28 protein-coding genes and 1 riboswitch are annotated in these 20725 nt (G+C 46.7%); of the genes, 25 read left to right on the top strand and 3 right to left on the bottom strand.

Annotation, left to right across the window (positions count from 1 at the left end; all coding sequences use genetic code 11):
• Positions 1-35 precede the first annotated feature (35 nt).
• The 11 genes from spoIIAA to lysA all read left to right on the top strand — a co-directional run bounded on the left by spoIIAA (position 36) and on the right by lysA (position 8102).
• On the top strand, positions 36-389 hold the full coding sequence (spoIIAA, locus tag ABK447_RS08385) for an anti-sigma F factor antagonist (RefSeq protein WP_007409411.1): 354 nt from the start codon (positions 36-38) through the stop codon (positions 387-389).
• Positions 386-826, top strand: coding sequence for an anti-sigma F factor (gene spoIIAB, locus ABK447_RS08390; RefSeq protein WP_003153347.1), 441 nt, complete (start codon positions 386-388; stop codon positions 824-826). The genes spoIIAA and spoIIAB overlap by 4 nt, the downstream gene beginning before the upstream one ends.
• 11 nt (positions 827-837) lie before the next feature.
• Positions 838-1605, top strand: coding sequence for an RNA polymerase sporulation sigma factor SigF (sigF, locus tag ABK447_RS08395; RefSeq protein WP_003153348.1), 768 nt, complete (start codon positions 838-840; stop codon positions 1603-1605).
• 126 nt (positions 1606-1731) lie between these two features.
• Positions 1732-2352: a stage V sporulation protein AA gene (locus ABK447_RS08400; RefSeq protein ID WP_007409412.1), complete on the top strand. Its 621-nt coding sequence runs from the start codon at positions 1732-1734 to the stop codon at positions 2350-2352.
• Positions 2342-2767: a stage V sporulation protein AB gene (locus tag ABK447_RS08405; protein ID WP_014418289.1), complete on the top strand. Its 426-nt coding sequence runs from the start codon at positions 2342-2344 to the stop codon at positions 2765-2767. The genes ABK447_RS08400 and ABK447_RS08405 overlap by 11 nt, the downstream gene beginning before the upstream one ends.
• Before the next feature lie 12 nt (positions 2768-2779).
• Positions 2780-3232: a stage V sporulation protein AC gene (gene spoVAC / locus ABK447_RS08410; protein WP_007612334.1), complete on the top strand. Its 453-nt coding sequence runs from the start codon at positions 2780-2782 to the stop codon at positions 3230-3232.
• Positions 3233-3243: 11 nt separating this feature from the next.
• Complete coding sequence (spoVAD, locus tag ABK447_RS08415) at positions 3244-4260, top strand: stage V sporulation protein AD (RefSeq protein WP_012117894.1); 1017 nt, start codon at positions 3244-3246, stop codon at positions 4258-4260.
• A complete protein-coding gene (gene spoVAE / locus ABK447_RS08420) occupies positions 4261-4611 on the top strand; it encodes a stage V sporulation protein AE (RefSeq protein ID WP_007409415.1) in 351 nt (116 codons plus the stop codon).
• A 3-nt stretch (positions 4612-4614) separates the two neighbouring features.
• Positions 4615-5223 (top strand): stage V sporulation protein AE, encoded by a 609-nt coding sequence (locus ABK447_RS08425; protein WP_025284950.1) that lies wholly within the window; start codon positions 4615-4617, stop codon positions 5221-5223.
• Positions 5177-6658: a spore germination protein gene (locus ABK447_RS08430; protein ID WP_007409417.1), complete on the top strand. Its 1482-nt coding sequence runs from the start codon at positions 5177-5179 to the stop codon at positions 6656-6658. The genes ABK447_RS08425 and ABK447_RS08430 overlap by 47 nt, the downstream gene beginning before the upstream one ends.
• A gap of 124 nt (positions 6659-6782) precedes the next feature.
• A complete protein-coding gene (gene lysA, locus ABK447_RS08435; protein ID WP_012117893.1) occupies positions 6783-8102 on the top strand; it encodes a diaminopimelate decarboxylase in 1320 nt (439 codons plus the stop codon).
• A 44-nt stretch (positions 8103-8146) separates the two neighbouring features.
• Here lysA and ABK447_RS08440 read toward each other — a convergent pair whose 3' ends face one another.
• A complete protein-coding gene (locus ABK447_RS08440; protein WP_094031817.1) occupies positions 8147-9049 on the bottom strand; it encodes a DUF1002 domain-containing protein in 903 nt (300 codons plus the stop codon).
• A 284-nt stretch (positions 9050-9333) separates the two neighbouring features.
• Between ABK447_RS08440 and ABK447_RS08445 the strand changes: the two genes are divergently transcribed.
• The 9 genes from ABK447_RS08445 to ribT all read left to right on the top strand — a co-directional run bounded on the left by ABK447_RS08445 (position 9334) and on the right by ribT (position 15994).
• Positions 9334-9765, top strand: a complete 432-nt coding sequence (locus ABK447_RS08445) for a peptidylprolyl isomerase (protein WP_003153363.1) — start codon at positions 9334-9336, stop codon at positions 9763-9765.
• A 149-nt stretch (positions 9766-9914) separates the two neighbouring features.
• Complete coding sequence (locus ABK447_RS08450; protein WP_015240128.1) at positions 9915-10406, top strand: CcdC protein domain-containing protein; 492 nt, start codon at positions 9915-9917, stop codon at positions 10404-10406.
• 80 nt (positions 10407-10486) lie between these two features.
• Entirely contained in the window at positions 10487-11062 is a 576-nt protein-coding gene (lepB, locus tag ABK447_RS08455) for a signal peptidase I (RefSeq protein WP_032861567.1), read from the top strand.
• Between the two features lie 247 nt (positions 11063-11309).
• On the top strand, positions 11310-11654 hold the full coding sequence (locus tag ABK447_RS08460) for a hypothetical protein (protein ID WP_007409423.1): 345 nt from the start codon (positions 11310-11312) through the stop codon (positions 11652-11654).
• Positions 11655-11773: 119 nt separating this feature from the next.
• Positions 11774-11920, top strand: a riboswitch (FMN riboswitch).
• A gap of 131 nt (positions 11921-12051) precedes the next feature.
• A complete protein-coding gene (gene ribD, locus ABK447_RS08465; RefSeq protein WP_094031816.1) occupies positions 12052-13167 on the top strand; it encodes a bifunctional diaminohydroxyphosphoribosylaminopyrimidine deaminase/5-amino-6-(5-phosphoribosylamino)uracil reductase RibD in 1116 nt (371 codons plus the stop codon).
• The gene (ribE, locus tag ABK447_RS08470) at positions 13148-13795 is read left to right on the top strand and encodes a riboflavin synthase (RefSeq protein WP_007409425.1); all 648 of its coding nucleotides are present in this window, start codon (positions 13148-13150) and stop codon (positions 13793-13795) included. Before ribD ends, ribE (ABK447_RS08470) begins: the two co-directional genes overlap by 20 nt.
• Positions 13796-13809: 14 nt before the next feature.
• A complete protein-coding gene (locus ABK447_RS08475) occupies positions 13810-15006 on the top strand; it encodes a bifunctional 3,4-dihydroxy-2-butanone-4-phosphate synthase/GTP cyclohydrolase II (protein ID WP_094031815.1) in 1197 nt (398 codons plus the stop codon).
• 32 nt (positions 15007-15038) lie between these two features.
• On the top strand, positions 15039-15503 hold the full coding sequence (gene ribE, locus ABK447_RS08480) for a 6,7-dimethyl-8-ribityllumazine synthase (RefSeq protein WP_003153372.1): 465 nt from the start codon (positions 15039-15041) through the stop codon (positions 15501-15503).
• 116 nt (positions 15504-15619) lie between these two features.
• Entirely contained in the window at positions 15620-15994 is a 375-nt protein-coding gene (ribT, locus tag ABK447_RS08485) for a GNAT family N-acetyltransferase RibT (protein ID WP_003153373.1), read from the top strand.
• Between the two features lie 65 nt (positions 15995-16059).
• Here the strand turns inward: ribT and ABK447_RS08490 are convergent, their stop codons facing one another.
• Together ABK447_RS08490 and ABK447_RS08495 are read right to left on the bottom strand one after the other, a co-directional pair.
• Positions 16060-16581: a DUF309 domain-containing protein gene (locus tag ABK447_RS08490; protein ID WP_012117889.1), complete on the bottom strand. Its 522-nt coding sequence runs from the start codon at positions 16579-16581 to the stop codon at positions 16060-16062.
• A gap of 87 nt (positions 16582-16668) precedes the next feature.
• On the bottom strand, positions 16669-16758 hold the full coding sequence (locus ABK447_RS08495) for a YjcZ family sporulation protein (protein ID WP_003153376.1): 90 nt from the start codon (positions 16756-16758) through the stop codon (positions 16669-16671).
• A 207-nt stretch (positions 16759-16965) separates the two neighbouring features.
• On the opposite strand from ABK447_RS08495, the gene ABK447_RS08500 reads away from it, so the two are divergent.
• The 5 genes from ABK447_RS08500 (at position 16966) to ABK447_RS08520 (ending at position 20721) form a co-directional block, all read left to right on the top strand.
• On the top strand, positions 16966-17721 hold the full coding sequence (locus ABK447_RS08500; RefSeq protein ID WP_007409427.1) for a segregation/condensation protein A: 756 nt from the start codon (positions 16966-16968) through the stop codon (positions 17719-17721).
• Entirely contained in the window at positions 17711-18304 is a 594-nt protein-coding gene (gene scpB / locus ABK447_RS08505) for an SMC-Scp complex subunit ScpB (protein WP_007409428.1), read from the top strand. The genes ABK447_RS08500 and scpB overlap by 11 nt, the downstream gene beginning before the upstream one ends.
• Positions 18305-18393: 89 nt before the next feature.
• Entirely contained in the window at positions 18394-18879 is a 486-nt protein-coding gene (locus tag ABK447_RS08510) for a DUF3907 family protein (RefSeq protein ID WP_015240120.1), read from the top strand.
• Between the two features lie 112 nt (positions 18880-18991).
• Positions 18992-20143, top strand: coding sequence for a D-alanyl-D-alanine carboxypeptidase family protein (locus ABK447_RS08515; protein WP_012117887.1), 1152 nt, complete (start codon positions 18992-18994; stop codon positions 20141-20143).
• The gene (locus ABK447_RS08520) at positions 20131-20721 is read left to right on the top strand and encodes a nucleoside recognition domain-containing protein (RefSeq protein WP_003153385.1); all 591 of its coding nucleotides are present in this window, start codon (positions 20131-20133) and stop codon (positions 20719-20721) included. Before ABK447_RS08515 ends, ABK447_RS08520 begins: the two co-directional genes overlap by 13 nt.
• Positions 20722-20725 lie beyond the last annotated feature (4 nt).

Raw genomic sequence — 20725 nt, forward strand, 5'->3', positions numbered from 1 at the left:
CACTCATTATCCGATCATATCAAGGAGGAATGAGCATGAGCCTTGGAATTGACTTTCATGTCAAAGAATCCGTGCTTTGTATTCGATTAACAGGTGAACTCGACCATCATACGGCAGAATCATTAAAACAAAAGGTTACTGAATCGCTGGAGGCTGACGGCATCCGTCACATCGTGCTGAACCTTGAAGATCTTACCTTCATGGACAGCTCCGGCCTCGGCGTGATTTTAGGGCGTTATAAACAAATTAAACAGCTCGGCGGAGAAATGGTCGTGTGCGCGATTTCACCCGCGGTGAGGCGTCTGTTTGACATGTCCGGCCTGTTTAAAATCATCAGGTTCGAACAATCAGAACAAAAAGCGCTTTTAACGTTGGGGGTGGCATCATGAAAAACGAGATGCATCTTGAATTTTCAGCCCTCAGTCAGAACGAATCGTTTGCGCGCGTAACAGTTGCTTCTTTTATCGCACAGCTCGACCCGACGATGGATGAGCTGACGGAAATCAAGACCGTCGTATCAGAAGCGGTAACAAACGCAATCATCCACGGCTATGAAGAAAACTGCGACGGAAAGGTGTACATCTCCGTTACGCTGGAGGATCATGTCGTCTATCTGACCATACGTGATGAAGGTCTCGGGATCACGGATCTTGAGGAAGCGCGCCAGCCGCTCTTTACGACAAAACCCGAGCTTGAGCGCTCCGGAATGGGCTTTACCATTATGGAAAACTTCATGGATGATGTCACGATTGACTCCTCGCCGGAGATGGGAACGACGATACGCTTAACAAAACACCTATCAAAAAGCAAAGCGCTTTGTAATTAAGGAGATTTGTTATGGATGTGGAGGTTAAGAAAAACAGCAAAAACGCGCAGCTCAAGGACCATGAAGTCAAAGAATTAATCAAAAAGAGCCAAGAGGGCGACCAGCAGGCAAGAGACCTCCTCATAGAAAAAAACATGCGTCTTGTGTGGTCCGTCGTTCAAAGGTTCTTAAACAGAGGCTATGAGCCGGACGATCTGTTTCAGATCGGCTGTATCGGATTGTTAAAATCCGTTGATAAATTCGATTTGTCCTATGATGTCCGTTTTTCAACTTATGCCGTGCCGATGATTATCGGAGAAATCCAGCGCTTCATCCGCGATGACGGAACCGTCAAAGTTTCAAGATCTTTAAAAGAGCTCGGCAATAAAATACGCCGGGCGAAAGATGAACTGTCAAAAACATACGGAAGAGTGCCGACCGTCCAGGAAATCGCGGACCATTTAGAAATTGATGCGGAGGATGTGGTGCTTGCGCAGGAAGCGGTGCGGGCGCCTTCATCCATTCATGAGACCGTGTATGAAAATGACGGGGACCCGATCACCCTGCTTGATCAGATCGCCGATCATTCAGAAGAGAAGTGGTTTGACAAAATCGCCCTCAAGGAAGCGATCAGTGATTTGGAAGAACGGGAAAAACTCATTGTCTATCTGAGATATTATAAAGATCAGACACAGTCGGAAGTAGCCGAACGGCTCGGGATTTCCCAAGTCCAGGTATCGAGGCTGGAGAAAAAAATATTAAAGCAGATTAAAGTGCAGATGGATCATACGGAAAGCTGACCTTTTACGGGCCGGCTTTTTTTATTTGTGCATCGGTGGTAATTTATGGTCTTTTGCCGCTGATGAATGAGAACAAAAGTGAACCGCATACTACATATATAACCACCCGAAAGATGGTGATGCAAGATGGAAAGACGAATATTTCTCAGACTTCGCCACCGCGTGAAGGCTCATACCGGAGATATCATCACAATCGGCGACGCCGCGCAGATCGCGGGACAGCAAAAGCTGAAAAAAAAACTGTCGGCACTGCCGCTGTATAAGGTCACGAAAAAAGACAAAAATATCGTTGTGCTGGACATCATAAAAGTGCTGAAAACCATTCATACCGCTTTTCCCGCTCTTGATGTACAGACCGTCGGCGGCGCTGAAACGATAGTGGAAATCCATTACCAGAAAAAGCAGCTGTCAGCCGTTTTGTTCGTCGGTGTCTGGCTCCTGCTTTTTATCGGTTCATGTCTTGCCATTATGAATTTTCATGAAGATGTCAGTATGAGAGAAGTTCATATCGCCTTATATGAAATCATAACGGGCGAACGGAATGAATATCCGTATCTGCTTCAGATTCCGTACAGCATCGGCCTCGGTCTCGGTATGATCGTCTTTTTTAATCACATCTTCAAAAAACGCCTGAATGAAGAGCCAAGCCCGCTGGAAGTCGAGATGTTTAATTATCAGCTTGATCTCGATCATTATGTCGCAATGCACGAAAATGAAGAGACGATGAAAGATCTGCATGATCGTTAGCATTCTTTTCGTTATGTTTGTCGGGCTTGGCGGAGGGCTGACCGTGGGAGCGGGCTTTGTGGCTTTTTTAACCGTTATGGGAATCGTCCCCCGCCTTATGCAGCTGACAAAAACAATGCGCTTTGTACAGGCCTACGAAGGAGCTGTTATTTCAGGAGCTGTGTTCGGCGGCTGGGAAACCTTAAATATGAATCATTTTTTTTTATCTGAATGGCTGGCCGTTCCGGTCGGGCTTTTGGCCGGCATGTTTGTCGGCATGCTGGCCGCCGCGCTTACAGAAGTGCTGAATGTGCTTCCCATTCTTGCCAAACGGATCGGCTTCGGCAGCAAAATCATAATATTGCTGATGGCCATTGTGTTCGGCAAAATAGCCGGCTCTTTATTTCATTGGCTGTATTTTATCCATCATTCATAAGGAGGAACCGACGTGACAAACTTAAAAGAAAATTACAAAACAAAAGTGAAAGACTATCAGCCGAAACCGCCATATGTTTGGAATTGCGTCAAAGCCTTTCTGATCGGCGGTTTGATCTGTCTGATCGGGCAGGCTCTTCAAGACTTTTACATCCACTTTTTTAATTTTAATGAAAAAACAGCGGGCAACCCGACGTCCGCCACTCTTATTTTAATTTCCGCCCTTTTGACCGGATTCGGCATTTATGACAGACTCGGGCAGTTTGCCGGAGCGGGTTCAGCCGTGCCGGTGACGGGTTTTGCAAACAGTATGACAAGCGCCGCTCTCGAACACAGAAGTGAAGGACTCGTGCTCGGAGTAGCGACAAACATGTTTAAATTGGCGGGAAACGTCATTGTATTCGGCGTCGTGGCAGCCTATATCGTAGGCCTGATACGGTTTGCTTGTGAAAAACTGTTTTCGTAGGAGGAGAAAAAATGAAATTGACCGGAAAGCAAACCTGGGTGTTTGAAAACCCGTTATTTGTAAATGCGGCGGGGACGGCAGCCGGACCGAAAGAAAAAGACGGCCCGATCGGTTCGCTGTTTGATAAGACATACGATGAAATGCATTGCAATCAGAAAAACTGGGAAATGGCGGAACGTCAGTTAATGGAAGATGCCATCAACTCCGCTTTGCAAAAACAGAATTTGAAAAAGAGCGATATTGATTTGTTACTCGCGGGGGATCTTTTAAATCAAAATGTGACCGCCAACTACGTCGCCAGACATCTGAAAATTCCGTTCCTCTGTCTGTTCGGCGCCTGTTCGACATCAATGGAAACGATTGCCGTCGCATCCGCGCTCATTGACGGCGGTTTTGCGAACCGGGCGATCGCAGCCACGAGCAGCCATAACGCGACGGCAGAACGGCAATTCCGCAATCCGACGGAGTATGGCGGGCAAAAACCGGATACCGCCACTTCAACGGTCACGGGGGGCGGGGCGGTCATCATCAGCCAAAACCCTTCTGATATCAAGATTACAAGCGCAACAGTGGGAAAAGTAAGCGACCTCGGAATAACAGATCCGTTCGATATGGGATCCGCCATGGCGCCCGCCGCTGCCGACACAATCAAACAGCACCTGCAGGACTTGAACCGCACGGCGGATGATTATGATCTGATTTTAACGGGTGACCTTTCAGGCGTCGGCTCGCCGATCGTGAAAGATTTGCTCAAAGAAGAAGGCTATCCCGTGGGAACGAAACACGATGACTGCGGTCTTCTCATCTATACGCCGGACCAGCAGGTGTTTGCGGGCGGAAGCGGCTGCGCCTGCTCCGCGCTTGTTACGTACACACATATTTTTAATCAATTAAAAGCGGGGACTCTAAACAGGGTACTCGTTGTCGCGACAGGAGCGCTTTTGAGTCCGACAATGATCCAGCAGAAGGAAACCATTCCGACCATCGCGCACGGTGTGGTATTTGAGCGGGCGGGAGGTGCATCATAAATGGAATATCTGTTGGCTTTTGTTTGCGGGGGAATCATATGCATTATCGGTCAGCTGCTGCTTGACATTTTTAAACTGACACCCGCCCATGTGATGACAACTTTTGTCGTCATCGGCGCCTTGTTAGATGGGTTCGGAATTTATGACAAATTTATCGAATTCGCAGGCGCGGGCGCGACGGTTCCCATCGTCAGCTTCGGTCACAGCTTATTGCACGGCGCCATGCATCAAGCTCACGAGCATGGATTTATCGGGATCGCCATGGGGATTTTTGAACTTACTTCCGCCGGTATATCTTCAGCGATTTTATTCGCATTTCTTGTAGCCGTTATTTTTAAACCGAAAGGATAATGCCTGATGACGAAACGGAAGGTCATTCTTGTGACAGACGGGGACGTATACGCCGCAAAAACAATTGAATACGCCGCGGAAAAAGCAGGCGGACGGTGTATTTCCCAATCAAAGGGCAATCCGTCAACAAGAAGCGGCCCCGAACTTGTTCAGCTGATTAAAGCCGCGCCGAATGACCCGGTGTTTGTCATGTTTGACGATTCAGGCCTGCAAGGGGAAGGGCCGGGCGAAACGGCGCTGAAATATGTCGCCTCACATCAGGACATTGAAGTGCTGGGTGTGATTGCGGTCGCTTCTAAGACCCATCAGGCTGAATGGACGAAAGTCGATGTCTCCATTGACCGTGATGGAGAAGTGACGGAGTTTGGCGTCGATAAAACCGGAATGAGAGAAATGGACGAGCACAGAATGAATGGAGATACGGTGTATTGTCTGGATAAATTGGACGTTCCCCTCATTGTGGGCATCGGCGACATAGGTAAGATGGGAAGAAAAGATGACATATCCAAAGGCTCGCCGATCACGATGAAGGCGGTCGAATTCATTTTAGAAAGGAGCGAAAGCCATGCCGGAAAAACCGGAAAACATGATCAAGGTGTACCGGGATCCTAGAAAAAATGAACAATTTTTTAAAGACCGCGTCGGTATGGGAACGAGCTATGATGTCGGCGTCCGCAAAGTTCGAGTATTAGACCGGGAAGTCCAGATTTACTTTGTCAACGGATTAACCGATACTTTGTTTATCATTCATTTAATGGAACAGCTCGTCGACGTCAATAATTATGACGAGAATGCGGATGAAGCGATTGACGTTGTTGAAAACAGGCTTGTCAATCAGCAGGTTCAAAAAGTCAAAACGCTCGACGAAGCAACGGATCAAGTGCTTTCCGGACTTGTGGCGGTTATCGTTGAAGACGCGGGCTTCGCCTTTATCGTTGACGTCAGAAGTTACCCCGGACGCACACCTGAAGAACCGGATACGGAAAAGGTCGTCCGCGGGGCAAGAGACGGTTTTATCGAAAATATCGTCATTAATACAGCATTGATCAGAAGACGAATCAGGGACGAAAGGCTCCGCGTCAAAATTACGAAAGTCGGCGAGCGCTCTAAGACCGATCTTGCGATTGTGTATATAGAAGACATCGCGGACCCGGACCTTGTCAGCATCGTCGAAAACGAAGTAAATGCGATTGACATTGACGGATTGACGATGGCTGATAAAACGGTGGAAGAATTCATCGTCAAACAGGGTTACAACCCGTTTCCGATGGTCAGATACACGGAGCGGCCGGATGTGGCAGCCAATCACATTTTGGAAGGGCACGTCATCATCGTCGTCGATACGTCTCCGAGTGTTATCATAACGCCGACAACGATATTTCACCATGTTCAGCATGCGGAAGAATACAGGCAGGCGCCTTCAGTGGGCACATTTTTAAGATGGATCAGGTTTTTCGGTATTATCGCTTCAACCGTTCTGCTTCCGATTTGGTTCCTCTTTGTTCTCGAGCCGTCTCTTCTGCCTGAAAGATTGGATTTTATCGGTTTAAATAAAAATACGCACATCCCGATCATTCTGCAAATCTTTTTAGCCGATTTGGGGATTGAGTTTCTCAGGATGGCCGCGATCCATACGCCGACCGCTTTATCCACCGCCATGGGTCTGATCGCGGCGGTGCTGATCGGTCAAATCGCCATAGCGGTGGGGCTGTTTTCAGCAGAAGTGATTCTGTACGTATCGATCGCCGCCATCGGATCATTTACCACGCCGAGCTATGAGCTCAGCCTCGCCAATAAAATGATACGCCTCATCTTAATGGTTCTCGTAGCCATTTTCCAAGTGAAAGGCTTTGTGATAGGTTTTACATTGCTGCTGATCATAATGGCGAATATCCGCTCATTTCATACGCCGTATTTATGGCCGTTTTTACCGTTTAACGGCAAGGCGCTGTGGCAGGTGCTCGTCCGGACGACAGTGCCGGGAGCCAAAGTCAGACCGAGCATTGTTCACCCGAAAGACCGTCAAAGACAGCCAAGCGGTTCATAATCGCATTGAAACCGACAGAAGATTATGATATTGTATGTCTTAACTTATACGGGACTTGTATAAGGACAGCTCAAAAGAAGCTGTCCTTTTCACCCATATGCGGATCAGAAAGAGGGAATGAGCATTGTTCTTACATGGCACAAGCAGACAAAACAAACTAGGTCATTTGGAAATCGGAGGTGTGGACGCGCTGTATTTAGCGGAGCATTACGGCACGCCTCTTTATGTTTACGATGTGGCTTTAATACGTGAGCGCGCTAAAAGCTTTAAACAGGCATTCATTGACGCGGATTTAAAGGCGCAGGTCGCGTACGCGAGCAAGGCGTTTTCTTCCGTTGCGATGATACAGCTCGCTGAGCAGGAGGGGCTCTCATTGGACGTTGTATCCGGCGGAGAGCTGTTTACGGCGGTTGCGGCTGGTTTTCCGGCTGACAGGATTCATTTTCACGGCAATAACAAAAGCGAAGAAGAGTTGAAAATGGCGCTCGATCATCAAATCGGCTGCATTGTCGTTGATAATTTTTATGAAATATCCTTACTCGCGGAACTGTGCCGCAAATCAGGGCGCACAATGGATGTGCTTCTGCGGATCACTCCGGGGGTAGAGGCGCATACGCATGATTATATTACAACGGGACAGGAAGATTCCAAATTCGGTTTTGATCTGCATAACGGGCAAATAGAAAAGGCGATTGAACAAGTATTACAGTCAGACCATATCCGCCTTCTCGGCGTTCACTGCCACATCGGATCGCAAATTTTTGATACGGCGGGCTTTGTGCTGGCCGCAGAAAAAATCTTCGCAAAACTGAATGAATGGAGAGAATCATTCGGCTTTGTCTCTGAAGTGCTGAATTTAGGGGGCGGCTTTGGCATCCGCTACACAGAGGAGGATGAACCCCTTCATCCCGCCGTTTATGTGGAAAAAATTATCGAAGCGGTAAAAGAAAACGCAGCGCTGCACGCTTTTGACATTCCGGAGATCTGGATTGAACCGGGACGCTCGCTCGTCGGAGACGCCGGAACGACGCTTTATACCATCGGTTCGCAAAAAGAAGTGCCCGGCACCCGTAAATATGCAGCGGTTGACGGGGGCATGAGCGATAATATCCGTCCTGCGCTGTATCAGGCGAAATATGAAGCCGTATCGGCAAACAGAATCGGAGAACACCACGATAAAACGGTATCCATCGCGGGTAAGTGCTGTGAAAGCGGTGATATGCTCATTTGGGATATAGATCTTCCGGAAGTGAAAGAAGGCGATCTTCTCGCCGTTTTCTGCACGGGAGCGTACGGATACAGCATGGCTAACAACTACAACCGCATTCCGCGTCCCGCCGTCGTTTTTGTGGAAGACGGCGAAGCGCATCTTGTCATTAGAAGGGAAACTTATGAAGACATTGTAAAACTGGATCTGCCGTTTAAGACGGGGGTCAAACAATAAATAAAAAAGAGACCGGAACAATGGCGTCCGGTCTCTTTTTGCATTCAGCTGTTGTTAGAACTTGATCCGCTGTCTCCTGTAAATACAGACACGATCGCATTCCAAATCGAAGCGAAGAAATCAATGACTTTTTGAACAAAGCTTTTGCCTTCATCGGATTGAATGAACTTCGTGATTTTGTCTTTTGCCTTGTCAAGCTGGCTGCCGACTTGGCCCCAATCAATCTTGGCATTTTTCATTTTATTAAACAATGAAACGAGCTGGTCTTTTTGAGCGTCAGTCAGTGTAATGTTAAGGTTTGAAGCCGCATCATCGACCTTTTTCTCGATTCCTTCTTTTGTATCGGGCACACCGTTTTTCGCGAAATCATCTTTAATGTTTGCGATGAGCGCGGAGGCGTTTTTATTCCCGATTTTATCCCCGAGATTTGAAGTGGTGACAAGCTCTTGGTTGGCGACCTGTTTTACATCTTCTGAAATCGCTTTGTCTGATGAGACTTCATATGCCTTGATGATTCCCGTTAATGCTGCGGTGCCTGATACCTCAAACGGCGCCGTCACGTATACTTTCGCATCTTTCACTCCTGCTGTCATCAGGGCGTTTAAGTACATTTCATCCGTGATGGAATCGATATTATGAGTCTTAACGTCAAGCCCGGACCCTTTCTTTGCCACCGTGATGGATGATGAAGAGATGGCTCTTGTGCCGATTTGGGCATTCGATATATATTTTCCCAGATATTCATGTTCTTCTTTATTCGTGACCGTCACTTTTGTCGCGTTATCAGGGACATTTAATTCGTCAAGCACTTTCTGACGGTTTTCGTTTGACAGATCCGCCCCCAGTGTGACGATGACATCTCCGACTGCGGCATCGGCCAGGCTGATTTTCGGTATTGTGCACAATACAACGGCCGCCGCCAGCAATCCAATCCACATTTTTTTCAAAGCGGTTAACCTCCTTCTTTTCACAAATGCCGTTTTGAAGCGGTTTGTGAGGGCCTGCGTGAAGCAGTTCCGATACATAGACGGCTGTGAAGCTGTTCTGGTTTCATTTTCTTTCTGCGGAAGCGGGGAGATTCGTTTTCCGGCTGAAGGTATGGTATAATAGCCGCGAAAAGAAGAGCAGAGGCCTCTTCCTTCAAAAGAATATCAAAAAGAAAGCCGGCTTACAATTGAAATTCATATTGAAGAAGGCTTTGACAAAAAACAATACGGAAGTAGGAATGAGAATGAAAACTGGTTACATCGAAATGGAAAACGGCAGCAGAATTGAATTTGAACTTTATCCGAATGAAGCGCCTAATACAGTCGCTAACTTTGAAAACCTGGCGAATACGGGCTTTTATGACGGCGTTATTTTCCACCGCGTGATCCCGGGCTTTGTCAGCCAAGGCGGAGATCCGACTGGGACAGGCATGGGCGGAAGCGGAAAAACGATCAAATGTGAAACAGAAGGCAATCCGCATAAACACGAAGCCGGTTCTTTATCAATGGCGCATGCCGGTAAAGACACGGGTTCAAGCCAATTCTTCATCGTACATGAGCCGCAGCCGCATTTAAACGGCGTTCATACTGTATTCGGAAAAGTGACAAGCGGTTTAGAGCATGCGAAAAACATGTCTAACGGAGACAAAATGAAAGAAATCCGTGTAGAAGGATAATGACGGAAAACCCGCCTTTTTCAGGCGGGTTTTTTTATGTATATGAAAATTCTCATGTGTAAATCATGAAAAAATACATATATGAATGATAGTAGTTCCTCTGGTATAGTGATAAAGACCGATTACAACAATGAAAAGAGGTAGAAACGTTGGTTCAATTGGCAACCGTTTTATTTGTCATTATCATTCTCGCACTTATAATTTGGTTCAGGGTGAAAAAGGGGAACAGGCCGATTAAAGGCGGCGGCTTCGGCATCATTCTCCCGCTTTTGATTATCGCCGTCATTTTTACATTCAGCATCAGCCAGCTCATGAATATCCCGGGAAAGCCGTTTCATTTTCCCGCTCTTTGGGAGCTCGCCATCGCCGGACTGTTAGGCGCGGTATTCGGCGTCATCATGCTGTCGCAAACCGCCTATGAAATCCGGGAAGACGGCTTTGTCTACTCCAAGCGGAATAAAAACTTTAAATATGTCATTATCGCGATTATTGCGATCCGTATCGTGCTCAGCCAATATTTCAAAAACATTGACGCGGCGGAATTCGCCGTTTTAACGATGGAACTTGCTTTTGTGTATTTGTGCATTTGGCGGATCGGAAGCTTCGTGAAATACCGTAAAATCAGCAGATCCGGCTTATAAAATGAAAAAAATGGATGAGGTACGGGGCTTATTTGCCCTCTGTGCAGGGATTCATGGTAAAATAAAAACGACCATGGCTAATGGGAGGAAATCACTTGAAATCAGAAAAAGAAAAAACTTCTAAAAAAAGCGCCGTACTTGATTGGGCGAAAGCCATTATCATCGCTGTCGTTCTGGCACTGCTCATCCGAAACTTTTTATTTGCCCCTTATCTCGTTGATGGAAGATCAATGGATCCGACGCTGCATGACCGCGAGAGAATCTTTGTCAATATGACGGTCAAATACATAAGCGACTTCAAACGCGGCCAGATCGTCGTGCTGAACGGAGAAAACGAGCACTATGTCAAGCGGATTATCGGACTTCCCGGCGACACGGTGCAAATGAAAAACGATCAGCTGTACATCAACGGCAAAAAAGTGTCCGAACCGTATTTAGCGGCAAACAAGCACAAGGCGAAACAAGACGGCTATGACCGGCTGACAGAAGACTTCGGCCCGGTGAAGGTGCCGGACGACAAATATTTCGTCATGGGTGATAACCGCAGAGAATCTATGGACAGCCGCAACGGCCTCGGTCTTTTTACGAAAAAACAAATAGCGGGCACATCAAAATTCGTCTTCTTCCCGTTTAATGAAATTCGCAAGACGAAATAAACCGTACAGGCAGTTTTCTTCATGAGGAAAACTGCTTTTTTATATAAATTTATCTTTCCACCCTCAAAAACAGAACATAAATTCGTATATCTATTTAATAGATAGAAAGTTTTACAGATACATGAAACATCTTCCCTTTATGAAACGTTATATGAATAACTCACGCAGGGAAGAACGGTTTTCTATTCATGAACAAAAGGAATATGACATAGTAATGAATAGATTGATACGGGCTGGAGGTAGAAAAATGGGAAGAATTAAAACAAAAGCAGCCATTTTACTTGTACTGCTGCTGTTATTAGCGGGCGGTTATATGGTCATAAACGATATTGAACTGAAAGACGTGCCGACTGCAATCGGACAAACCCTGTCCCAGGAAAAAGAAGAATATACAGTCAAAACATATAAAATTACGAAAATCGAAGGAACTGAGTACCACGGTACGGCAGAAAACGGCACAAAAATTATTTTTAACGGCGACAAGCTGAAGCAGGATCTCTCCGATGTGAAAAAGGGAGATAAGATTAAAGCGTATTTCAGCAAATCAAACCGGATTGACGGCTTATTGAAGGTCGTCAAAGTGAACGAATAAATAAAGGCGCCTTTTATGGGAAAAGGGCGCTTTTTATTTTTCTGAATAATTAGGTGCAAATTCATTGCGCCTGCCGCAAAGGATGTTATAATAGCGGATAAGGACAAAAAAATATTGATTGTATCCTTCGGGGCTGGGTGAAAATCCCGACCGGCGGTAATAAGGCGTTTTGCGCTTTACAGCCCGTGACCCGTATGCATCTGTATACGGTGGATTCAGTGAAAAGCTGAAGCCGACAGTGAAAGTCTGGATGGGAGAAGGATGAGAGAAGCTATGCAAAAAATAAACTTACTGTATAGTCTTATTTCCTATGGATTAAAACTGGCAAAGCCCCGAACTGTGTAAACATTCGGGGCTTTTTTGACGCCAAATTGCGTGGAAGAAGGGAGGGATAACGATGGAAGAATATTATATGAATACGGCAATAGAACTTGCCAGACGCGGTGAAGGACAGACACAGTCCAATCCTCTTGTCGGCGCTGTCGTCGTCAAAAACGGACAGATCGTCGGAATGGGCGCCCATTTGCAATACGGAGAAGCGCATGCCGAGGTTCACGCGTTTCATATGGCCGGCAGACACGCAAAAGGCGCCGATTTGTATGTGACGCTGGAGCCTTGCAGCCATTACGGAAAAACACCGCCATGCGCCGAACTGATAATAAAGTCGGGGATAAAAAGGGTGTTCATTGCTGTGAAAGATCCGAATCCGCTTGTAGCCGGAAAAGGCATCGGAATGCTGGAAGCAGCGGGCATCGAAGTGAAAACCGGACTTCTCAGGCAGCAGGCAGAAGAGCTGAATAAAATGTTTCTTCACTTCATGCGGACCGGACTTCCGTATGTCACCTTGAAAGCGGCCGCGAGCCTTGACGGGAAAACAGCGACTGAAACCGGTGACAGCAAATGGATTACATCAGAGGCAGCAAGGCTTGATGCCCAGCAATACAGGAAATCGCATCAAAGCATTCTTGTCGGAGCAGGCACAGTCAAAGCTGATAATCCGAGCCTGACCTGCAGGCTTCCTGATGCGGTGAAGCAGCCGGTCAGAGTGATTCTCGATACAAAGCTGACCATTCCTGAAACGGCAAATGTGCTCACTGACGGCGCTGCGCCGACATGGATATTTACGGCCAAAGGTGCAGACGTGCAAAAGAAAGACCGGCTGACCGCACTCGGAATAAAAGTTATTCCGCTGGAAACAGACCGCATTCACGTCCCTGAGGTGCTCAGTATTCTCGCTGAAAACGGCATAATGTCCGTTTATGTGGAAGGCGGAGCATCCGTACACGGAAGTTTTGTCAAGGAAGGCTGTTTCCAAGAGCTTCATTTCTATTTCGCCCCTAAATTAATCGGAGGAACGCTTGCTCCCAGCTTGATCTCCGGTGAAGGTTTTCAATCAATGAAAGATGTCCCCCATTTACATTTCACACAAATCACCCAAATCGGGCCGGATATAAAACTGACGGCCATACCTAAAGATGGAAAGGATGGTGACGATGTTTACAGGAATCGTTGAAGAAACAGGCACGATCCAAGCAATCAAAAAGACAGGCCTTTCCATGGCATTAACCATCGCCGCTTCAAAAGTGACAAGTGATGTGAAGCTTGGCGACAGCATTGCGGTAAACGGCATCTGCCTGACCGTAACCGGATTTTCTGACAATCAATTTACGGTTGATGTCATGCCGGAAACAGTGAAAGCCACTTCGCTGAACGGCTTGTCAAAAGGCAGTAAAGTAAACCTGGAAAGAGCGATGTCCGCCAACGGACGGTTCGGCGGCCACTTTGTATCAGGGCATGTGGACGGAACGGCGGAAATTACGCGGATCGAGAAAAAAAGCAACGCGGTCTATTACGACTTAAAACTTTCGCCGGAATTGACAAAAACGCTCGTATTGAAAGGTTCAATTACGGTAGACGGCGTGAGCCTGACGATTTTCGGTTTATCAGACGAAAGCGTAACGGTATCCATCATTCCGCATACCATCTCAGAAACGATTTTTCAGACGAAAACAGTCGGATCGACCGTAAATATTGAGTGTGACATGATCGGGAAATACTTATACCGCTTTTTGCACAAAACAGAACAAACGAAAAGCAATCAAACTATCACGGAAGCCTTTTTAAGCGAGAACGGCTTTTAGAAAGGAAGATCGATATGTTTCATCCGATAGAAGAGGCGTTAGAGGCGCTGAAAAAAGGTGAAGTCATCATTGTTGTCGATGATGAAGACAGAGAAAACGAAGGAGATTTCGTAGCGTTGGCTGAGCATGCCACGCCGGAAGTGGTGAATTTTATGGCGACCCATGGGAGAGGCCTGATCTGCACGCCGCTGTCTGAAGACATCGCCGACCGGCTGGATCTTCACCCGATGGTCGATCATAATACGGACTCACATGAGACCGCGTTTACGGTCAGTATTGACCACAGGCTGACAAAAACGGGCATCAGCGCGCAGGAACGATCCTTTACCATTCAGGCGCTGTTGAACGAAGAATCTGTGTCTGACGATTTTCAGCGTCCGGGCCACATTTTCCCCTTAATCGCAAAAAAAGGAGGAGTCCTGAAGCGGGCCGGCCATACGGAAGCAGCCGTTGACCTTGCAAAAGCCTGCGGATCTCAGGGAGCGGGCGTCATTTGTGAAATTATGAATGAAGACGGCACAATGGCCAGAGTGCCGGAGTTAGCCGAAATCGCCGAACGCCACCAGCTGAAAATGATTACGATAAAAGACTTAATAGAGTACCGTTACAACATTACGACACTTGTGAACAGAGAAGTTGATATTACGCTGCCGACTGACTTCGGCACGTTTAGAGTTTACGGATATACAAACGAGGTTGACGGAAAAGAACATCTCGCCTTTGTCATGGGGGATGTCCCGTTTAACAGCGAACCCGTTCTTGTCAGAGTGCACTCAGAATGCCTGACGGGCGATGTGTTTGCATCTCATCGCTGTGATTGCGGACCTCAGCTTCATGCCGCGCTTGCGCAAATTGCTGAAGAAGGCCGCGGCGTTCTATTGTATTTGCGCCAGGAAGGCAGAGGAATCGGTTTAATCAATAAGCTGAAGGCGTACCGATTGCAGGAACAAGGGTATGACACGGTTGAAGCGAACGAAGCGCTCGGCTTTCTGCCTGATCTGCGCAACTACGGCATCGGCGCCCAGATTCTCCGCGACTTAGGGGTTCAGCATATGAAACTTTTAACCAATAACCCCCGGAAGATCGCCGGCCTCGAAGGATACGGTCTCAGCATTTCAGAACGGGTGCCGCTTCAAATGGAAGCGAGTGAGCATAACAAGCAATATTTACAGACCAAAATGAAAAAACTTGGACATCTGCTTCATTTCTAAAAACAAATCTCACAAAAAAGGATGGATAACATATGAATATCATACAAGGAAACCTAGTAGGAACAGGACTTAAAATCGGAATCGTCGTCGGCAGATTTAATGAATTTATAACGAGCAAGCTGTTAAGCGGAGCGGAAGACACGTTGCTTCGCCACGGTGTAGAATCAAACGACATTGACGTCGCTTGGGTGCCGGGAGCGTTTGAAATCCCGTTTGCGGCAAAGAAAATGGCGGAAACGAAAAAATACGATGCCGTCATTACGCTCGGCACGGTTATCAGAGGAGCGACAACGCATTATGACTATGTCTGCAATGAAGCGGCAAAAGGCATTGCCCAGGCGGGAACGGCGACGGGCGTCCCGGTTATCTTCGGCATCGTGACGACTGAAACCATTGAGCAGGCCATCGAACGAGCCGGAACAAAAGCCGGAAATAAGGGAGCGGATTGCGCAGTATCTGCCATTGAAATGGCAAATTTAAACCGTTCATTTGAATAATTTGTTGAAAAGCGTTTAAAACAGCGGCGAAAATGATATAATGTGAGGAAACGGATCGCCTTTATGTATCCGTTTGATAGGACATGAATGGACATTTTGGATATAGAGGGGTTTTTATGTTAATTCGTTATAAAAAATCGTTTGAAAAGATTGCGATGGGTCTTCTGTCATTTATGCCGAATGAAAAAGATCTCAAGCAGCTTCAGCAGACAATAAAGGACTATGAAACGGATACTGGCCGCCAGCTCTTTCTTTGGAAAGAGGATGAAGATATCGTCGGAGCGATCGGAGTCGAAAAAAAGGACTCAGAAGTTGAAATCCGGCATATCAGCGTGAATCCTTCTCACCGCCATCAAGGAATCGGAAAGCAAATGATGGACGCCTTAAAACGTCTGTTCAAAACGGAGGCACTCGTTCCGAATGAATTAACGCAAAGCTTTTTTGAACGCTGTCAACATCAAAAAGATCAGGATATCTCATATAATAACTGACAAATGCTCCCGGAATCTTCACGGTTTCGGGAGCTGTTTTGATATAGAAAAAGCAGGGCTGACCGTCAGCCTCTGCTTTTTTTTCTTCTCTCAATTTCCCGTTCGCGTTCCTTAATGACATCCGTCCTGTCCCGCAGGCGGTGTTTATGAATAAGAAAGGTATCTGATACGCCGTCTTGCCCCCATGTATAGCCCTTTCGGCGGCATTCGGCAAGACATGCTTCTTTCAGGGCTTCATCTGTAATCGGCAACATAACACTTTTATAAGGCAGGCCCGCTTCTATATCGTCTGAAAGCGTTTCTATCAGTTCAATCAGCTTCGGGTGGCTGAGACCGAGAGAACAGACCGCCTGCTTTTCAGACCGGAGAATACGTAAGCTGTTGGCAATCAGCCGTTTCGCCCCGGCTTCATTTCCCCTGCGCTGGTGATACAGAGCGACGGCAAGCTGAATCAGGCCGACCCAATGAATGCTCCGCTTTTCAGCCGGGCTTTCTTTCCAATATTCCTCTAACAGTTCATGACACTCAAAATAATCTCTTGATGCGTGAAATTCGGCCAAAAAGCCGATATAAGCTTTAGGATACAAGCCGCTTCCTCCTTTTATGCTAAAACCAGTGTACCACAGCGCTATGAAAAGGAAAAAAGAGCGGCTTGGTGCCTGAAGTCTGAGGAACTAGCAGATGTAAGATGCTCCTACGACAACGAGCAAAATAAACAGAACGACAATTAATGCAAAACCTCCGCCGAAACAAGCTCCGCTCATGTGAAATCAGCCTCCCTTTGTTTCAAGTTTACACGGCTATCATATGTGCATCCGCCTTTAAAGGTATAGGCGTATATCTTCTTTTTCAGTATTTTCTAAATAACGGAGGACGTGTATAAAAGTATTGGACGAGAGCATTTCGGTGGATTATACTAAAGGGTAGCCAGTTTTTCCGGCAATGAGAGTGATATTGAAAATGGTGAGATAATGGTAGAATATCAAGTGAAAATTGATACGTTTGAAGGCCCATTGGACCTGCTGCTTCATCTGATTAACCGTCTTGAAATCGACATATACGACATACCCGTGGCAACCATTACTGAACAATATTTATTATATGTACATACAATGCAAGAGCTTGAACTTGATGTCGCCAGTGAATATCTGGTCATGGCGGCGACGCTTCTCAGCATTAAAAGCAGAATGCTGCTTCCGAAACAAGAAGAAGAGCTGTTTGAAGACGAAATGCTTGAAGAAGAAGACCCTCGGGACGAGCTGATTGAAAAGCTGATTGAGTATAGAAAGTATAAAACCGCTGCGAAGGATTTAAAAGAGCGGGAAGAAGAAAGACAAAAGTCATTTACAAAGCCGCCGAGTGATTTAAGTGAGTATGCAAAAGAAATCAAACAGACGGAGCAGAAGCTGTCGGTGACCGTTTATGACATGATCGGCGCGTTTCAAAAGGTGCTTCAGCGTAAAAAAATCACGCGGCCGAAAGAAACGACCATTACAAGACAGGAAATACCGATTGAAGACAGAATGAACGAAATCGTAAAAAGCTTAAAAACGGCGGGGAGAAGAATAAACTTCACGGAGCTTTTTCCTTCTCGGCAAAAGGACCATCTCGTCGTGACGTTTTTAGCAGTCCTGGAACTGATGAAAAATCAGCAGATTATCATTGAACAGGAAGAAAACTTTTCAGATATATACATTACGGGGAGTGAATCCATTCATGGCGCTTGATATCGTGAATTGGAAAGCGATTGTGGAAGCCCTGCTGTATGCGGCGGGTGATGAAGGGCTGACCAAAAAGCAATTGGTGACGGTGCTTGAAATAGAAGAAGCGGAACTGGCCGGAATCATGGAAGAAGTGGCCGCTCAGTACAAGGAAGACGACAGAGGCATCGAGCTTACCGAATATGCGGATACGTATATGCTTGGAACGAAAAAAGAATTCGTGCCTTATTTGAAAAAACTAATCGAAGTGCCGTCAAAAGGGCTGTCACAGGCTTCTTTGGAAGTGCTGGCGATCGTTTCGTACAAGCAGCCGATCACACGGGCGGAAATTGAAGATATCCGGGGTGTGAAGTCTGAGCGGATTCTGCACAGCCTCGTGTCAAAAGCGCTGCTGTGTGAGGTGGGCCGCGCCGACGGTCCCGGCCGGGCGATTTTATACGGCACGACACCGGTATTTCTTGAACAATTCGGCTTAAAAACATTGGAGGAGCTCCCGCCGCTTCCTGAAAATGCGGAGGAAGACGTTCTCCAGGAGGAAGCCGATTTATTCTTTGAAAACTTCAACCAAACTTTTGAGGATATTAAATAATAATCGTTTTTCATCATACGATAGTAGGGAAAGGCCATTGATGAATGACGCAAATGACGACGTACAAGAGAGGAAGGAAACGGACGGAAATGGGAAATTCGATTGTGAGGGCCCATACTGAAGAAACTGGTGAATTTTTAGCCGAGGTTGTCACGATGGTCAGCAGCTATTTAAATCATACAACTTTGCCGGAGATGCGGGCTCAAGGAGAGGCGGATGAGGCATACTGCCGCGACGTGCTCAGTGTGCTGAGGAGAATGACCGTCTTTTGCGAAGGCGCCCAGGAAGCCTGCAGGCGGCTTTTAATGCAGGAGCCGTTTCATGAGGCGAGAGCGGAAAAAACGCTGTATAAAGTATATCATCAGTGCGTGGAAGAGTTTTTCATGCCGAAAAAGGATACATGGTACGAAAACAGCCGCGCCGCTTATACAGGCCAAAGCGCGATTGAATTCTACCAGCAAGTGCCGGACTCGCTGCGGAGCCTTCTGCTTTCGCTCAGCAGTGAATTTCTGCGCATGCGGGAAGAATTGGCGCAATATGAAGCATCAGGCTCAAATATGGCATCAGTCAGATAAAAACTCTTCCTTTTGGGAGAGTTTTTTTATGTGAAAGTGATGCAATTGGTATTCATAAGTCATGGACATGCGCATAAACTTGTACAAACCCACAACAAGGACGTGAGCATTCATGCGCTTTCTCAAAAAAGCTGCCGTATTTCTTTTGACTTTTGTTATTCTTTTTTCCATTACAGACGGCAATACGGCACATGCCCAAATACATGTCAGCGCAAAAAGCGCGATTATAATCGACGGAGCATCTGGCAGGGTGTTATTCGCCAAGGATGAACATCATAAGCGGCGGATTGCAAGCATTACGAAAATCATGACGGCGGTGCTGGCGATTGAATCAGGGAAGATGGAAGAGACCGTGACGGTTTCCCCGAATGCCGTAAAAACGGAAGGCTCAGCCATTTATCTTCAGCCGGGACAAAAAGTAAAGCTGAAAGATCTCGTATACGGGCTTATGTTAAGGTCAGGAAATGACGCCGCTGCGGCAATAGCGGAATATGTCGGCGGAAGCCTTGACGGTTTTGTATTTATGATGAACAAAAAAGCCGAGCAAATCGGGATGGAAAATACAAAATTTCAAAATCCGCACGGGCTGGACGACCATGAAAATTTATATTCAACGGCGTATGACATGGCGCTTTTGACTAAATACGCGATGAAAATCAAGGAATACCGGACCGTTTCAGGCACAAAAGTGTATAAGGCGGAAACGATGGACCGGGTATGGAAAAATAAAAACAAGCTTCTGACCGGGCTCTACCGTTACAGCACAGGCGGAAAAACAGGTTACACAAAAATCGCGAAACGGACGCTCGTCTCGACGGCCTCAAAAGACGGAACGGATCTCATCGCGGTGACCATAAATGATCCGGATGATTGGGATGATCATATGAATATGTTTAATTATGTCTTTGAGCACTATAAAACCTATGTCGTCGCTAAAAAAGGCGGCATCCCGAAGCTGAAAAAGACGTTTTACGGAAAGCGCGCTTTTATTGCCCGGGATGTCAAATATTTGTTAAAAGAGGATGAAATAGACGATGTAAAAATCCGCACAACCTTAATAAAACCGAAAAAAGCCTGGAAAAAGGACGCCTCTCTCATTCCTGATGTCGTCGGCCGGATGACTGTTATGCATGATGGGAAAGTGATCGCCAAGATCCCCGTCTATTATGAAAATGAGCGCCATAAAAAACCGAAAAAGCATTTCATTGAGACGTTTACGAGCCTGTTTATGAGCGCGGCGGGCGGTTCGTCATGGTCAATTTAATCTGGGTATGTCTGACGGTAATCGGACTTGTCTTTGCGATGTTTAACGGTACCTTACAGGATGTGAATGAAGCCGTTTTTAAAGGAGCGAAAGAAGCGGTTACGATCTCGTTCGGATTAATGAGCGTTCTCGTGTTCTGGCTCGGCCTGATGAAAATAGCCGAGCAGTCCGGCCTTTTGGATATATTCAGCAGAATGTGCCGCCCGTTTATTTCTAAGCTGTTTCCCGATATTCCCCCTGATCATCCGGCGATGGGATACATCTTATCAAATCTCATGGCAAACTTTTTCGGACTGGGAAATGCGGCGACACCGCTCGGCATTAAAGCCATGGAGCAGATGAAAAAGCTGAATGGAGGTAAGTCTGAGGCCAGCCGTTCCATGATTACCTTTTTGGCGGTAAATACTTCGAGTATTACATTGATACCGACAACCGTCATTGCCGTGCGCATGGCTTACTCGGCGAAATCACCGACCGATATCGTCGGGCCGACCATCTTAGCGACTTTAATTTCGGGAATCGGCGCGATTTTCATTGACCGCTACTTCTGGTACCGCCGCAAAAGAAAAGGGAGGTAAGCGA

It is taken from the genome of Bacillus sp. hwrm1, assembly GCF_040207805.1.
Classification (GTDB): Bacteria; Bacillota; Bacilli; order Bacillales; family Bacillaceae; genus Bacillus; species Bacillus velezensis.

What these genes read in the sequence shown, in the direction of transcription:
- ABK447_RS08495 (WP_003153376.1), bottom strand. Translation starts at nt 16,758, where the DNA reads ATGAGCGGAGCTTGTTTCGGCGGAGGTTTTGCATTAATTGTCGTTCTG.
- scpB (WP_007409428.1), top strand. Translation starts at nt 17,711, where the DNA reads ATGGCGCTTGATATCGTGAATTGGAAAGCGATTGTGGAAGCCCTGCTG.
- ribT (WP_003153373.1), top strand. Translation starts at nt 15,620, where the DNA reads ATGTTAATTCGTTATAAAAAATCGTTTGAAAAGATTGCGATGGGTCTT.
- ABK447_RS08400 (WP_007409412.1), top strand. Translation starts at nt 1,732, where the DNA reads ATGGAAAGACGAATATTTCTCAGACTTCGCCACCGCGTGAAGGCTCAT.
- ABK447_RS08510 (WP_015240120.1), top strand. Translation starts at nt 18,394, where the DNA reads ATGGGAAATTCGATTGTGAGGGCCCATACTGAAGAAACTGGTGAATTT.
- ABK447_RS08430 (WP_007409417.1), top strand. Translation starts at nt 5,177, where the DNA reads ATGCCGGAAAAACCGGAAAACATGATCAAGGTGTACCGGGATCCTAGA.
- ABK447_RS08475 (WP_094031815.1), top strand. Translation starts at nt 13,810, where the DNA reads ATGTTTCATCCGATAGAAGAGGCGTTAGAGGCGCTGAAAAAAGGTGAA.
- ABK447_RS08515 (WP_012117887.1), top strand. Translation starts at nt 18,992, where the DNA reads ATGCGCTTTCTCAAAAAAGCTGCCGTATTTCTTTTGACTTTTGTTATT.
- ABK447_RS08405 (WP_014418289.1), top strand. Translation starts at nt 2,342, where the DNA reads ATGATCGTTAGCATTCTTTTCGTTATGTTTGTCGGGCTTGGCGGAGGG.
- ABK447_RS08500 (WP_007409427.1), top strand. Translation starts at nt 16,966, where the DNA reads ATGGTAGAATATCAAGTGAAAATTGATACGTTTGAAGGCCCATTGGAC.
- ABK447_RS08445 (WP_003153363.1), top strand. Translation starts at nt 9,334, where the DNA reads ATGAAAACTGGTTACATCGAAATGGAAAACGGCAGCAGAATTGAATTT.
- ribD (WP_094031816.1), top strand. Translation starts at nt 12,052, where the DNA reads ATGGAAGAATATTATATGAATACGGCAATAGAACTTGCCAGACGCGGT.
- ribE (WP_007409425.1), top strand. Translation starts at nt 13,148, where the DNA reads ATGTTTACAGGAATCGTTGAAGAAACAGGCACGATCCAAGCAATCAAA.
- ABK447_RS08460 (WP_007409423.1), top strand. Translation starts at nt 11,310, where the DNA reads ATGGGAAGAATTAAAACAAAAGCAGCCATTTTACTTGTACTGCTGCTG.
- lepB (WP_032861567.1), top strand. Translation starts at nt 10,487, where the DNA reads ATGGGAGGAAATCACTTGAAATCAGAAAAAGAAAAAACTTCTAAAAAA.
- ribE (WP_003153372.1), top strand. Translation starts at nt 15,039, where the DNA reads ATGAATATCATACAAGGAAACCTAGTAGGAACAGGACTTAAAATCGGA.
- ABK447_RS08520 (WP_003153385.1), top strand. Translation starts at nt 20,131, where the DNA reads ATGGTCAATTTAATCTGGGTATGTCTGACGGTAATCGGACTTGTCTTT.
- sigF (WP_003153348.1), top strand. Translation starts at nt 838, where the DNA reads ATGGATGTGGAGGTTAAGAAAAACAGCAAAAACGCGCAGCTCAAGGAC.
- spoIIAA (WP_007409411.1), top strand. Translation starts at nt 36, where the DNA reads ATGAGCCTTGGAATTGACTTTCATGTCAAAGAATCCGTGCTTTGTATT.
- spoVAD (WP_012117894.1), top strand. Translation starts at nt 3,244, where the DNA reads ATGAAATTGACCGGAAAGCAAACCTGGGTGTTTGAAAACCCGTTATTT.
- spoIIAB (WP_003153347.1), top strand. Translation starts at nt 386, where the DNA reads ATGAAAAACGAGATGCATCTTGAATTTTCAGCCCTCAGTCAGAACGAA.
- spoVAE (WP_007409415.1), top strand. Translation starts at nt 4,261, where the DNA reads ATGGAATATCTGTTGGCTTTTGTTTGCGGGGGAATCATATGCATTATC.